The organism is Bacteroides congonensis, from assembly GCF_900130125.1.
GTDB classification, from domain to species: Bacteria; Bacteroidota; Bacteroidia; order Bacteroidales; family Bacteroidaceae; genus Bacteroides; species Bacteroides congonensis.
In genome coordinates this window covers 195,597-211,413 of the sequence record NZ_FQXY01000009.1, presented here as the reverse complement: position 1 = coordinate 211,413, position 15,817 = coordinate 195,597, and the positions used below count along the sequence as shown (strand labels likewise).

Annotated in this window: 9 protein-coding genes; all 9 read right to left on the bottom strand. The window is 39.0% G+C overall.

What is annotated here, in order from left to right:
- Positions 1 to 7: 7 nt before the first annotated feature.
- Positions 8 to 3,394 carry a SusC/RagA family TonB-linked outer membrane protein gene (locus tag BQ7997_RS07545; RefSeq protein WP_073345133.1) on the bottom strand — a complete coding sequence of 1,129 codons (3,387 nt, stop codon included), beginning with the start codon at positions 3,392 to 3,394 and terminating at the stop codon, positions 8 to 10.
- A gap of 29 nt (positions 3,395 to 3,423) precedes the next feature.
- Entirely contained in the window at positions 3,424 to 4,863 is a 1,440-nt protein-coding gene (locus tag BQ7997_RS07540; protein ID WP_073345130.1) for a DUF4992 family lipoprotein, read from the bottom strand.
- 437 nt (positions 4,864 to 5,300) lie between these two features.
- Positions 5,301 to 6,191, bottom strand: coding sequence for a sugar phosphate isomerase/epimerase family protein (locus BQ7997_RS07535; RefSeq protein ID WP_073345128.1), 891 nt, complete (start codon positions 6,189 to 6,191; stop codon positions 5,301 to 5,303).
- 301 nt (positions 6,192 to 6,492) lie between these two features.
- Positions 6,493 to 8,757: a GH92 family glycosyl hydrolase gene (locus BQ7997_RS07530; protein WP_073345125.1), complete on the bottom strand. Its 2,265-nt coding sequence runs from the start codon at positions 8,755 to 8,757 to the stop codon at positions 6,493 to 6,495.
- A gap of 7 nt (positions 8,758 to 8,764) precedes the next feature.
- On the bottom strand, positions 8,765 to 9,733 hold the full coding sequence (locus BQ7997_RS07525; protein ID WP_044654197.1) for a 1,4-beta-mannosyl-N-acetylglucosamine phosphorylase: 969 nt from the start codon (positions 9,731 to 9,733) through the stop codon (positions 8,765 to 8,767).
- A 21-nt stretch (positions 9,734 to 9,754) separates the two neighbouring features.
- A complete protein-coding gene (locus BQ7997_RS07520; RefSeq protein ID WP_022140032.1) occupies positions 9,755 to 11,080 on the bottom strand; it encodes an MFS transporter in 1,326 nt (441 codons plus the stop codon).
- A gap of 98 nt (positions 11,081 to 11,178) precedes the next feature.
- Positions 11,179 to 13,383 carry a DUF4838 domain-containing protein gene (locus BQ7997_RS07515; protein ID WP_083589196.1) on the bottom strand — a complete coding sequence of 735 codons (2,205 nt, stop codon included), beginning with the start codon at positions 13,381 to 13,383 and terminating at the stop codon, positions 11,179 to 11,181.
- A 260-nt stretch (positions 13,384 to 13,643) separates the two neighbouring features.
- On the bottom strand, positions 13,644 to 14,591 hold the full coding sequence (locus BQ7997_RS07510; RefSeq protein ID WP_024988375.1) for a DUF4999 domain-containing protein: 948 nt from the start codon (positions 14,589 to 14,591) through the stop codon (positions 13,644 to 13,646).
- 23 nt (positions 14,592 to 14,614) lie between these two features.
- Positions 14,615 to 15,814, bottom strand: coding sequence for a DUF1735 and LamG domain-containing protein (locus BQ7997_RS07505; protein ID WP_073345120.1), 1,200 nt, complete (start codon positions 15,812 to 15,814; stop codon positions 14,615 to 14,617).
- Between the last annotated feature and the right edge of the window lie 3 nt (positions 15,815 to 15,817).

Below are 15,817 nucleotides of genomic sequence, written 5' to 3'. Positions count from 1 at the left end.
TATTCTTTTAGAATGTTAAATTAACACCAATCGTAAATTTGCGCAGCGTAGGATAATTACCATAAATAGTCATCGGATCAATGAAGTTGTCTGGATAGGGATTATAGAAACTTAACAAATTCTGTCCTGTTACGTTGAAGCGGCAACTTTCGATTCCCAACATCTTTGTATATTTTGATGGTATACGATATGCTAATGTCAAACGATTCAACTTGATACGTGTTCCGCTTATTCTCCAATAAGAAGATTTCTGGGCATTCACACTACTCCACCGCAAGTTCGGATATTTACCGTTGCGATTGGCTTTCACGACTACATTGCCTGCCGCATCCACTACGTCATTGTATACAAACATATTATCTGTGTTCCAGAACGAAGGCATATTTGCGTATTCCAAGTCATTATAATTATTAGCCGATGTACCCTGATTTCCCAAAGAGATCGCATCGTCAGGCAAGAAGCTATAACCACCCCAGCTTGCGTTAAACTGGGCAGTCAAAGAAATTCCCTTCCATTCAGCATTGAGATTCATCGTCATACTGTAAGGGTTATTCCGGTTCGATAATCGTACCTGGTCATTTTCTGCACTTACCACTCCATCCGGTGCTGCATACGTACCATCTGCCTGTCTTTCTCCTCGTACGTCTTTATAAATTAACATACCAGGTTTTACATCTTCTTTTGCATAACCCATGTAAGAAGTGATGTTATATTTAGTAAAATACTCGTCTATATCCTGATAGCTGCGGAACATACCGATACACTGCATACCCCATGTACCCAAATCGAGACGATCGCCTTTCCTATAACTCTTATATGTCGGATTTGTATCCCAGTCTCTCACGAGAATCTCATTATCACTAAGACCGGTATTCAACTGAATCTTATATTTGAAATCCTTACCGATTTTATCTCTCCATGTCGCAGACAATTCAATACCATAAGCATTCATTTCGCCATAGTTCACTTTGGCTGAATTAGCGCCTACTGTAGAAGGAACCGATGCATTATAACTAAGCAACATTTCACGATTCCATTCATAATAAGCATCCACATTGAAGGACAATCGGTTATTAAGTACATTTAGATCAATTCCGAAATTGCCTTTATAAGACTTGTCCCAATGAGCATCCCGGTTGATAGCTGCATTGTTTTTATTCATCGTGAGGTGACTGCCTGCATTAGAAGTCATACCTGTTCCGAATACAGGACCTTTATCTTTATCTGTTCCGTAAGTCTGTAACCATTTCCATGGTTCTGTATTATCACGCCCTGTCAAACCGAAAGATGCACGTACTTTCAAATAATCAATCCACTTCACATTCCGGGTAAACCATTCTTCCTGCGATACTACCCAACCAGCAGATACTGACGGGAAAAATCCCCAATAATTTTCAGGAGCAAATTTAGTAGATGAGTCCGAACGAAGCAGAAATTCTAATAAATATTTATTATCATACGAATAATTCAAACGTCCGATATAAGACAAATTACCAGATTCAAAACGAGTAAAGTCCGTACTTGGTGTACTATTCCAGTCTACCGAATTCGATTGTCCTGTAGTAAATTCATACGGATTAGTAACCATACCATACAAATATTCAGTCTCTGATTCTGACTTTTCAATAGAGAACAAAGCTCCTACTGAATGCAATCCGAAATCACGGTTATAAGTTGCCATAAAATTCATCTGATAATTATCCGAACGAGTCATAGCACGAGACAAATATCCGGTTATATCACTTGTACTGGAGTTAATTACCGGTTTGCCACTATTTGCATAGAAGAAATTGGAGTTTTCAAACGCACTATTATCCGCACCATCAATTGGAGTATATAAATGCTGTCCACTACCTGCACGGGTCTCCATGTAATAAAGTTCGTATGAAGTACCATAATCATTCGTCTTATTAGTATTGATACTCTTCGAATAAGTAAACTTCAATTTCAAGCCTTTCAGCCATTTATTCCACCCGAAGTCATATTCTAGCCCAGCATTAATATTCATATTAGACGTCATATTCCGTCTATAGTCTCCATTATTCTGAAGTACATTGAAATTATAATTTTGTATATTACTAACCTGTGAGTTTGTGGGACCATAAGCAGCCACCGCATGTTCACCCACATATTCAGGTATATAATATGGGTGCGTCAGAAGCGTATTGTAATCCTTTTCAGCAGATGAACCGCCCACCTGATTCAAGGGAGTATTCTTCTTTCCATAATCACCTGAAACTTGCACATTCGCCTTCACCCATTTGCTAATCTTCACATCAATACCGGCACGATAATTCCAACGGTTGTAATCCAGCTTACCTAAATTACCATCCTGGTCAAAATAAGAAATTCCAGCAAAATAACTAGCCCTTTCAGTAGCACCACTCAAATTCACACTATGCTGTTGTGTCAACGCAGATTCCCAATATTTATCCAAAAGATCATAATTCAACCCCTTCATAGCATTCAACTCATCTTGCTGAAAAATGGCTCTTAAAGGATCAATACCAGTCTCAGTCGGATCAGCCATACGTACTGCATTCCACAATTTACCATATTCGTATGCACTCAACATTTTCGGACGGGATACTTCATCAGTAATACCAAATGTCCCACTATATGAGATTTTCGGGGTTCCCAATTTCCCCTTTTTAGTAGTTACCAGAATAACACCATTCGCTGCACGGGCACCATACACTGCTGCCGAAGCATCCTTTAAAATAGAAATACTTTCTACTACTGACGGATCTAAATTATTAAATGCTTCCGCACCCAAATTAGTATAAGAATTTCCTACTTTCACTTCTGTAGGATAAATATATCCATCGATAACGTACAATGGTTGCAGATTTGAGTTTCCCATATTTTCCAGTGCACTATTCTGACGAATGGTAATTGTTGCGTTCTGCCCTGGACGAGTATCACCTCCGCTAACAGATACTCCATTCACCAAACCGCTCAATGTATTAGCCAAACTACCGCTTGAAATATCTTGAATCTCATCAACGGGTACAGTAGCAATAGCACCAGTTAAATGTGCTTTTTTCTGTGTACCATAGCCTACCACAACCACCTCGTCCAATTGCTGAGTATCCTCTTTCATTATGATTTTTGTCAGTTTGAAAGGTGCAGAAAAATGCTGCGTCACATATCCTATATAAGATATCTCTACTTCCTTACCATCAGGAACATTCAATGCAAAATTTCCATCAAAATCTGTAATTGTTCCTATAGTTGTTCCCACTACTTTTACGGCAGCCCCAATAATAGGTTGTTCAGTCTCGTCCAGAACAACCCCTTTGAAAGTTTTAGTATTCTGTGCTATCGCAGGCATGACCATTACAAAAGCAAGATACAGACCAAAACTAATTCTAAGTATATTCTTAAGTTTCATCTTTATCGTTTTCTAGATTTATAATCTTTTTAATTTAGCCAACGCGGATCACCACTTGCATGAGCACGTATCTCTGGCGCACTCGGAGTGAAATCTCCTTTAACAGGATTGGCAAATCCGGGATCTACATTATAAGCAGAAGTTGTCTTGTCACCTTCTCCACGACCAGTTGTTTCATTCACCGGAATTCCCCCATTATACCAGTAACAGTTATCTCCAAAAGTCATTGCCACTGTAGTACTCTGCACTCTGATACGCTGATTGAATTGCCCATTAAAAGAATCACAAAAAATATTATTCTTTGACACGACTGAGTTGAAGTCTTTTTTCCAACCATTTCCATTAAAACTCTGTCCGGAGTATGATATATTGTAGAAAGTGTTATTCAAGAATTTCATACTTCCGGTTGACCAACCCGGTACATTCTGCGCATTTGCACCTGAATGCCGTATAAAACGGTTACCTGATTGAAGGTGACTATAGAAAGTAGAATTACTGATTTCCATATCTTTTACGAAAGCCATGTCTTTATTGAAATTTATAAAATCAACTTTCTGGTAAGATTCGACAACACAGTCTCTAATGATAAGATTCTGTACCGCATAACTCTTTCCATTAATATCAATAAATTTATTTCTAACATTCTTGATATTACAAGATTGAATCATGATCGGATTTGTTATAATGGGAGAAATAATTCCCCATGCCTCAAATGTTTCCAATTCTCCCGGAACAATATCACCGAATCCCAAAAATATTCCTGTTGTAGCAAGATCGCAATCAAAATCTATAAACTTCAAAGCCAATCCACCCCCACTCGTTAATATTTTACTGTCTGCACCTGTAAACTTCACTTTTGCATGATTCAGTTTGTTTCCACGCAATTGCACATTGTTTATACCGAAATCCAAATTGCCTGAAATCGTATATTCGCCACCAGCTTCCAACTCGTATGCCACTTCTACATCTTTACCTGTGGTAATCGGATTATTTGTAAACCATGCAGTTAAATCTCCAGAAGGAACAATCGTTGCTGGAACAAGTGTCGTCCATGTAGGCTCGGCAGGTGTAGTAGAAGCCGTGTTATTCAACTTATCATTCCCCAACGTGATAATTTCTGCTTTATAGTTAGTATCCTCTATATAAGGACACACCACAGACGAACCATCTATAACACTATCCTTTACTACCACAACCGGATTAGTCGGATCATCTACAATATATAAGGAAAATCGGTATCCCCCCGCTCCCATAACCACAGGCCAAGTAACCTTTACATTATTAGTACCCGGAAGTTTGGCAAAAGCCACCTCTGATGCTTCCGGAGATTTCAATTGTGCTCCTTGCACACCTCCCGAAAAGGTTTCTTCATCAAACCCATCTCCCGCACAAGAGCCAACTGAAAGAATCATCGACAAGCAAACTAAACTTTCGACAACCGTCTTTTTAATCTTTACTTTACTCTTCATAGATTAAATTTTAATTAAACAAAAATAATACATACTATCTTCAGTCTTAAAAAATATTTCAAATAAATACTTGCATCTAAAAAAAAGATATTCACTTCAGATTCATAAAGACTATAATCTTCTTTTTCTATATACACAAACAGGACGAACAACTGAAGAAAATGTAATCACATAAAAAGTATAAAAATTAAATAAACGTGAACTTTTTTTTCTGAACGCATTTTATATGGTAATAACTTTCTTTGTTGCAAGTTATATCTTCCTATAATTCATCCAAAAATTCCAGATTAATACCATAATGGAAATAATGAATTTAATAGAAAAAGAATGGTTACAGGCTTGATCCGGGACGTTTTTAAAAACAAAAAAAATCCGAACTTAATATATAAGTCCGGATTCTTAATATGATAAAAATTCCAATCTAATAACAAAGTGTACTACTGTTGGAACACCTCTTTCAAATACTTTATGTTCGTTCCATAATTCTTCTTCACATTCCGCACGTCCTCTTTATCTCGTGAACGTTCCACAACCAGCCATCCGCTCCATCCCATCTTATCGAGTGTCTTTTTGACCTTATCCATATCTAATCTCTTATTAAAAGGCAGAGTTACCCCATCGGTATCTGTACAGTGGATCTGGCAGATTCTCTTTTTCCCCAGAATCTTGAGCTCTTTACACAAATCTCTTCCATTCTCTAATGCATTCTGGAATTTAAAATAGATTTTAATACCGGGGGAATTAATTTCTTTCAGTAATCTTACATCTCCTTTAGCGTCCAACTGAGTTTCAATACCAATAACAACTCCTTCAGAAGCAGCCATATCCCCTACTGTTTTCAAACGCTTCACCACTTCTGCACGCAGTTCCGGTTTCGCTTCCCAACCTACCTTTATTCCACCTAACGGAAGAAAAGCGACTTTGGCATTCATCACTTTCATTGCATTCAAGCAATCCTGTACCAGTTCCTTATAATTGGTACGTTCCAGGAAAGACTGACCATAGAATCCGGACATAGCCACAGAGGGAACTTCCAATTGGAACTTCCGGGCAGTTTCACGAAACAATTGCTGAAAATGAGGTTCGCGCAGTTTGTTATCAAACATTTCCCTTTTTCCAAGACCGCCCATGTCCAGTTCCACACCATCACCATTCAACTCATGTACCAACTGGAACGAACCTATCTTCTGACGCTTCAAAATCATCCAGTCACATACGGCAATCTTATAACGTTGTTCTTTTTGCTGCGATGTAGCAACAGCCAACAAAGGAAAACATTCCATCAATATCAGTATCCAAAAGATATGTCCGAATAAATTCTTTTTCATTTTAATTCTATTATATGCTATTTGTATAGTAGACGAATAAAGGAAGGTTTTGTAATCGCTTATGTAACAGAGAATAAATAAAAGAAGAAAGAGCAGATAAACAAGAAAACAGTATTATGACGGTATCCGACCCGGATAGTGACGCTATTCCATCCATATAGTGACGCTATATCGCGCGTATACCGTCACTCTTTTTATGGGGGATAACAGCAAAGATAAATGTAAAAAAAATGGGCTGCCGGACTCTGAAAAGTCCGACAGCCCTGTCAACCCAAAAACGATACCTATGAAACACTGTGTGTTACTTCAAATCAAAAAATATGCGTTGACCATGAACAAGTTCATCATGTGTGATATGATATTTATTGAACTTCTTTCCATTCAATAACACCTTATCAATATATAGAGTTCCCGGTTGAGTACGATTAGTCTCAATCACCAATTCTTTTTCTTTATACCATTTCGGGTCCAGACGGATAATTACCTTATCAAATACCGGAGTCGTCAATGTATATTCAGGCAGTCCCGGGCAATCCGGATAGAAACCAATCATGTTGAAGATAGCCCATGAGGACATTGTTCCTGTGTCATCATTCCCGGGAATACCGTCCGGTTTCGTTGTGAAATACTTGTCCAACAGGCGTTGTGTCTCTTTCTGCGTACGCCATTCTTCACCTTTAAAGTATGAGAATAAATGAGGATAGGCAATATCCGGTTCATTAGCCGGATCATAAAGGCCCTCATCGAAAACCATCTGTAACTTATCAATAAAAGGTTTCTTTCCGCCCATCAACTTGGCAAGCCCATATACATCATGGGGTACATAGAATGTATAGTTCCAGGCACTCCCTTCATGGAAACCGGGATTCGGTTCAAAATTCTCTCCTTGTCTCGGATTAAACGGACTATAGAAAGTACCGTCAGGAAGAATCGGACGGAATGTGCCGAACTCCTTGCTATAATAATGCTTGTAGCCTAAAGAACGCTTATAGAACATTTCCGCGTCTTTCTTTTTACCTAAAGCCTCAGCAAAGCGTGAAAGCGCAAAGTCTGCAATATAATATTCCAACGCATGGGATACGGAGTTGTCATATTGTTCACGAAGAGGTACGTATCCTTTTGACATATAATCATCATTATCCGGACGCATCAAGTTTTCCGCTCCCGGCAATGTGGCAGATTTGTACATGGCTTCATAAGCCAAATCAACGTCAAAGTCACGCAACCCTTTCATCCACGTGTCTACAATTACCGGAATACTGGGATCACCCTCCATTGTCAATGTCTCTCTTCCATATAATTCCCATTTAGGTAACCAACCGTGTTCCCTATACATATCAAGCATGGTACGAACCATTTCCATTTGACGTTCCGGATAAACAAGGGTCAACAATTGGTGAACATTACGATAGGTATCCCAAAGAGAGAATACAGTGTAACGGTCGCCCTTTATTGTCATAATCTTATCACTTTCCATTGCCGGATATTCTCCATTGACATCTTGCAGGATGTTCGGATGAATCAGCAAATGATAAAGTGCCGTATAAAATACTGTCTTCTGTGCATCTGTTCCACCTTCTACAGTTATACGTGACAAGTCGTCGTTCCATTTTGCACGCGCGTCAGCATGAATCTGCTCAAAATTCTTTCCCGCTTGTTCACGGTCTAAATTCAGCCGGGCATTCTCTATACTGACAAATGAAACGCCCATCTGCACTTCCACTTGTTCACCCTCTTCCGTATCGAAAGAAAAATAAGTGCCAACATCATCGCCTGCTATTTCTTTTCCATAACGGGTATACAGTTTGTACTTTCCCTGATCCGGATCCCATTCGGCTTCCACTCCCGTCATCGGACGTTGTTTCTTCCAATATCCGGTCGCGGCAGGAGTCTTTTTTACCCGCATCACGAAATAAATAGGAAATACAGCTTGAGGATTATAGCAGAATGTACCAAGCAATTTTACGCCTTCCACTTCGCTATCGCTTACACGGCGAAGCATAGCACCGCTTTCATTCGTCAATCCTTCTCCTAAATTCAGCAATATATGGCTTTTACCTTTCGGGAAAGTAAAACGGGCGATACTTGTACGTGGAGTGGCAGACACTTCCGTCTTAACATTATACTTGGTCAGATAGTTAGAGTAATAACCCGGTGAAGCCTGTTCATCCTTGTATTTACTGCCGTATTCTTTATAATCCACATTCAATTCTCCGGTAGTAGGCATCAATAATAAAGAGCCTAACTCAGGACAACCGACTCCACTCAAATTTACATGAGCATATCCGGTAAAGAAACAGTTTGTATATTCATAAGGCGTAGACCACCATCGAGCGTCTTTGTCGTATGTATTCTCTGAAGACCCCATCACGTTGAAAGGAACCACAGACATCATACCATTCGGACAGATTGCACCTGGATTGGTAGTTCCGAAATTTGTAGTCCCGATAAAGGGATCTACATAATCTATCAAAAGATTCTTATTAGTGGGAGGGCTTCCCCCTTCTCCCGCATAAACGGGAAGAAGGGCGAAAGCAAGTGTGTAAGTTAATAAAATACGTTTCATACCTTTATTAAATGATACTTGTCCGTTTAGTAAAGTCGATAATCTCTTTAATGTATCCGAAAGCCATGCCTACAACGGTATCTGCAGCACCATAATAAACAGCTACACGTTCGCCGTCTTGCAAAGCAGCACAGGGGAATACTACATTGGGCACATCGCCTTGAAGTTCGTAAGGAGCAGCCGGGCCAATCAGATATTCGCGGGTACGGTAAAGAACCTTTTCCGGATGGTCTTTATCAAGTATAGCTGCTCCCATTGCATAGCGGAAACCATTACAAGTAGTGATAACACCGTGATAGAAAAGCAACCAACCTTCATCTGTCAGGAAAGGTACTGAACCTGCACCGATTTTTGTACACTGCCAGGCGCTTTCCGGAAATGGAGTCACTTTCATTACACAACGATGTTCACCCCAATATTTCATGTCCGGGCTGTAGCTGATATATATATCACCAAATGGTGTATGTCCATTATCACTAGGACGGCTCAACATAGCATATTTACCATCTATCTTCTGTGGGAAAAGTACGCCGTTACGATTGAAAGGCAAGAAAGCGTTCTCGCATTGGAAGAATTCCTTAAAATCAAAAGTATATGCGATACCAATAGTAGGGCCATGATAGCCATTGCACCAAGTAACCCAATAACGGTCTTCAATCCATGTCACACGAGGGTCATATTTATATTCCGATTCAATCATCTCTGTGTTACCAGCCTTGAACTGAATAGGCTCGTGATTAATATCCCAATGAATACCATCCTTACTGAATCCGGCAAAGATATTCATCTGTACAGCTTTATTGTCACAACGGAATACGCCGGCAAAACCATCACCGAAAGGTACAACAGCACTATTGAAAATACTATTGGATGAAGGAATATGATAACGTCCGATAACCGGATTTTGTGAGTAACGCCACATTACGTCCGTACATCCGACAGGACGATCTTCCCAAGGAATTTGAATCTTATTCATAATCAATGTTTTTTATATTATTTATTTTTTTGAATCATCATACGTGAAAGGTATGAAGTAAGTAATCAGAAAAGCAGGAATAGTCGCAATCAGGACATAAATAAAGAAATTTCGGTATCCCAGTAAATCACTAAGATAACCACTGGCCATTCCCGGAAGCATTACTCCCAAGTTCATGATTCCCGATGCAAATGCATAATGCGACATCTGATGTTTTCCCGGAGCAATTTGCTGCATCATAAACAACGTCAGTCCGACAAAACCAAAACCATAACCGAAATATTCCATGGTTATACAAGTTCCTATCAGATACACGTTAGTAGGCTGTACAACTGCCAGGAAAGTATATGCGACAAACGGAAGATTAAATATACAACAAAGAGTGAACAGTGTCTTCTTTAATCCGAATCTGGAAACATAAATACCTGCCAATAAAGAGCCGAGGACGAAAGCAGCAGAGCCAAAAACTCCATTTAACGTACCAATCTCCGTCAAGGATAACCCTAAACCGCCGACATCTCTTGAAGCGCGCAAGAACAACGGCGCAATCTTCATGATAAATCCTTCTGCCAGGCGATATAGAATAATAAAGCAGATATAATAGAAAATATGTTTCTTCGTAAAGAAGTCTGCAATCACCGCCATCAATTCCCTTCCGACCTCTGATGAGGTTTTCTTTGTTGTTGACGGAACTTGTGAAGAGGGTAAAACTTTTATATGGTAGATGCCAATCAGCACCATTATAGCTCCAATCACTGCAAAAATAATCATCCAGGCAGACGTATATGCTCCTTTGTTCGCATCAATAGAAGCTCCTTCTATTGCCCCGAAATGTTCGGCCAACGCACCTGCCATGGCAACCAATCCACCGTTAGCAACCAATTTGGCTACATTATAAAAAGCGCCCTGTACTCCTATGTATTTTGCCTGGTCTTCTTTATTCAATTCAGCCATGTAAACACCGTCACAGGCAATATCGTGCGTTGCCCCACTAAAAGCAATTATAGCCATTGTAGATATACTTATGGCAAAAAAGTAGTCAAAGAATAAAGAAAAGGCTACTACTCCAAACAATACTCCACTCAACAACTCTGTGACTAATACGAAGAATTTCTTCGTCCGATACATTTCAAGAAACGGACTCCATAAGAATTTAAATGTCCAAGGCGCCATAATAAGGGAAGTCCACAATGTGATTTGTGTGTCGGATATTCCCAGATCCTTAAACATGAATACGGAAACCAGATTAATGGCAATAAAGGGAAGCCCCATTGCAAAATAAGCGGTAGGAACCCAGCAAGCTGGGCTGATAGTGTTTCGTTGAGAAGCAGTTTTATTCTGTTGCATAAATCATAGTATATAGATGAAAAAATTCATTTTTCTAACCCATCTATATATAATACAACTAAAAGGGGAAAACTACTAACGTCTCCCCCCTACTTTTTTTATTTTATTATGACTTCATCTATAAAAAACCATGAAGGATGCCCTACACCATAATGCCAGGTCGGGCATTCTTTCGTACCTGTAACTTCTACTTTTACATAGCGTGTCTTTATAGGCGTCGCAGATTCTGTCTTAACTCCGCGGAATCCGACCTTGCCGGAACGTTCTTCAGGTAAATCGTTCGTTCCCCAAAATGTATATTGTTCTCCATCCGCCGAATAAGAATAGGTAACTTTCAAAGGAAAGAGAATCCAAGCCCCTATCTGATGTAAGAAATCTGTTTCTACACTATGAATCTCCTTTTCCTCTCCTAAATCCAGGATGAACGCACCATCAGTTCCTTCCCAACCTACCCAACTGTCTACAAAAGTAGCTCCTCCAAACAGTCCGTCTACTAATGCCGTCTTTCCTATTTCTGCATATTTTCCGGTAGGCGGAATAATATAAGAAACTTTAGCACCTAACACCAAACTCCGTTCAGTCTGCGGCATATAGCGTTTACGGTATAGCTCGCAGTACTCTACCGGCGAATTAGAACGTTCATTTAATGTAGGAACATTAAACTCTTTCACTCTCTCTTCAAAAAGTGCCAACTTCCTGTCTATATCAGCCAAGTCCTTTACAATTTCTGTACGTGCTATTTCCAACTCAGAATATTGAAGCGGTAAACGGGCACGTTGCACTCTTTTCAAGAATGTATTATCCGTTTCAACTGCCTTTTCCGCCAAATCAAACAAATCATTATAACGGCGCATCAAAGTCGGTTTCAACATTCCATATTTATGTGAGACAGGCGAATCATAAATCCATAATCTTTGTCCACTGCCAATCAGTGCGCCTTCCATCACTTTTATATATTGATAAAGATAGGGTGCAGCTTCACCATAATAACCATGCAAAAAATGTTGCATTAATGAGTCAACATCAGCTTCCGGATTCCACATCAACTTCGATACCAGATAAGCACGTAATTCTGCAAAGTCTCCGCCCCTGCTTCCTGCAATCTGAGAGAAGTGCATGGTTGCGTGATTCTTCTTGAAAAGGCGGATATTATCCTGTAAGATATGGAAATTAGGGAATGGAGCCAGATAATTATCGAAATTTATGCCGTAATCCCAAACAAAGATATTATCAGTTATAGCCGACCAGCCTTCCATCGCTTTCACAAATTGCCTGCCTGAAGCATTTTCAGTCAGCGTCACTTCACGGTCACAATCAATGTCACAAAGCATTATATTCACATTGGGCAAAGGTTTCACGTGCTTCGGTGGATTCATTGTATATAAATAGGCCAATGTGGAGAACTCCTTATCAGGAAAACGGGCAGCCAATTTATTCAAAAAGGTGATTATACTCCCTGACAATGCCCCTTCCCTATCATCAATAGCCTTACATTCATCACAAGTACAATTCGTGTAGTTACCATCATTCTGACTAACAGACATGATGTGTTTATCGGGATTCGCCTTGAAAATAGAATCAACACGTTGTGCCACAATCTCAAAAACTTCAGGATTGCTCAGACACCACTGACTGGCTTTTCCCGGATGACGTTTTCCTTTAAAATAAGAATAATATTCGGGATGCTCTTTCCCATAAACAGAAGAAGGCAATAATTTATCAAAAGTATGTACCCAGTAACCGGCAGCAAACACCTCATCAGGTTCTTCCAAGCGATTCCACCATTTGTAGACGGAATCTGTACGGATGGCATAACACTGTGTCTGACGATAACGGAAAGCCGGATTATCTGTTTTATTAATTAAAGGCAGAATTATCGTTTTTTGAGGAGTAAAAGAATATTCATTTTCTCCCCAGTAATCAACACCTAAGTATTGTTCTAATAGAGATACAATTCCATAAACAACACCGTTGTCCTTACCTGAAACTCTCAAGATACCATCTTTGGTGGAAATAGAGAATCCATCCTCTATCACTTCTTGAGCAGTCTCTCCACCAATAAGGATATCTCCTTTTTGTGGAGTCTGATTTATGACAATAGGCAAAGTTTTACTTGTAATCTTTTGAAAGAAAGATTGAAAGAGATTAGCCGCTACCTTATTTACTTGGATGTCTTCTTTTAATATAATCTTTACTTTTGTTTTTCCGTCTTTTATTAAAAGCGTTTGGGCATATGCAAAGGACGTGCATATCCATGCACTCAAAAAGAACATTAGCGTTCTCAAAACCGGTTTTAGATTCATGTTTCTCATGATTATTGTTAATGGTGTTATATAAAGAATACAACTAGATGAACTACAAGACTAAACCAAAGCCTGTTCTTTTAATGCTTATTAAGAATTTAGAGGTTAACCTTCCTATATAATTAAAACAATCCTCAAACTCTGCATATTTCTTTACTATCAAGTACACAAAAAGTTCTCTTTATAACTTTGATAAAGAGAACTTTTATTCATTTAAGAAAGACTCGTAAAATCAATCTTACATTACCTAATTCTTATAATTACTCATTTTTCAATTCATAGACATTAAATTCTGTAATATCTGTTCGTCCGCTTGTAGCAATCGTAAGAATCTGATATTTCAAATAACGAGTAGTTATAGGAGAAATAAATGTAATATTCTGTGCAGAACCAGATGTAGCTAAAGTACTTAATGATTTCCAAGTAATGCCATCTGTAGACTGGAATATTTCTACTTCTCTGGGAGCATACGCATTCCCCCAATGGTTTGTTTTTATACCGGCTAATACTTTAGCTTCTCCCAAATCAACAGTAAACCAAAAACCTACATTATCACGGGCAATATCTGAATTTCCACCGTCAATCAACTTATCTCCTGAACCTTCAACCCCTTCTTCTACATTAATTATCCAACCTGAACGGTCACTAATAAGTTGGCCATTAGTAGGAATACCACCTTTTAAATTACTATAAGCAGCTTTATTTATAACAACTGGCAAGGTACTCAAGCTGTTGCTAATTACTGTGTTTTTATCATTGGTGGTTACATTGCCAATTGATACATTGAAAGAAAAACTTGTTTTCTCCATGACACTGGCAAATATCGCCGGTTCAACTGTTGCAGTGATTTCTTCAGAAATCATCTGACCTTCTTTAAGGGTTACTTGTGAGGAACTTAAAGTAATCTGGTTTGCATCAAGCCCTTCGGTTTCACTATTTACACTTAATGTGACAACCATATCAGTGGAGACTGCTTTCTGTGTTTTTACAGTAAAAACCATTTTAATTTCATCTCCCCCAACCCCATTCGCATCATGGGTTAGATTGAACTTCTTTACATCTCCTGACAAATAGTCATTTCTCTGTAAAGACACATACGTAGCATTCCACTCATTAAAAACTTCTTCGTCATCACTACAGGAAGAGATGAAAGGGACAAACAAGCCGAGTAGAGTTGCTATTGATAATGATTGAAATATATTTTTCATATACACATACAATTAAATTATTACTATTTCCATTCGGTAGCCTTATCCGTAGACAAAATACCGTCAATCCATGTAGGAGTAACAGAAGTAGTTAAAGTATGCCCTTTACCGGTTGCATCTTCAAACACATTACCCTGTCCTTCATTGAAACGCCAATAGGCTTCCAATCCCACAGACTTAGGACTAACCTGAGTCATATTATTCTGAATCTGAGAAGCAGTACGAACTACAGACCAGATACGTGCCTCACTCATCAATATTTTACAGTTTCCCCATCTACTATAAGAATCATCACCTAAACTGAACCAATTTACATCGGAGAAAGTTGTTGCTCCTGTTGGGATACTCAGTACCCCCGAATCAACTCCGTTTATGTAAAGTCGATAGCTGGAACCATCACAAACCAATGCCAGATGTTGCCATTCGTTTGGCTTGAAAGAATTACTTGGATTCAAATAAAGTCGGTTACGTCCTACAATCTGTACTAATGAGTGTGCCTTATAATTTTCATTATCACTTTGAGGGTCCTCAAAACGTAAAAGTATAAAGCTTGCATCATCTCCTCCGTTCTTAAATACTGCACGGTCACGGTCAGCTGTGTTAGCTACCTGGAAACGAACCTCTATCGTATATTGGGAATATGTTTCAGGGGATTCTGTGAATTTATTAGCTTTTAAACTAGGAGCACCAACGAACATCGGAGCTGAAAATTCGATAATACTTTCTGCCAAAATAACAAAAGTTCCAGTATTTTCCATCGGTGAAATACTTCCATCTTGTAACACCAGTTTAACAGGTAGTGCGTATGATTCTCCCGATTTCATCATTTCTTGGCTGAAAGCCTTCAAAGCAATATAGAGAGCATCGGTCGCATATTGTCCGGCTTTCACTGTAATAGTCTCCGGTAATGTATAATAGCCTTCCGGCAACATTATATATCCTGTACCATTAATGTGATTATAAGCATCCAATACTGATTGGTCTGTGACCAATTTATAATGATTGTCTGTAGAAGAAAGATTGCTAAGGTGTACATTTAAAGTCGTAAAACTTTCTCCAGTAGCCTGTACTGTCACTTTCTGGCTTGTGCCCGAAAGCGCTTCTTCAATATAAGCGTGTGTATCCAAGGTATCATATTTCGCATCTCCGCAACTTACGATACTTCCTAATCCTGCTATTACTGCGAAGAAGCATAAGATTTTTATATAATTCATACGTTTCATAGT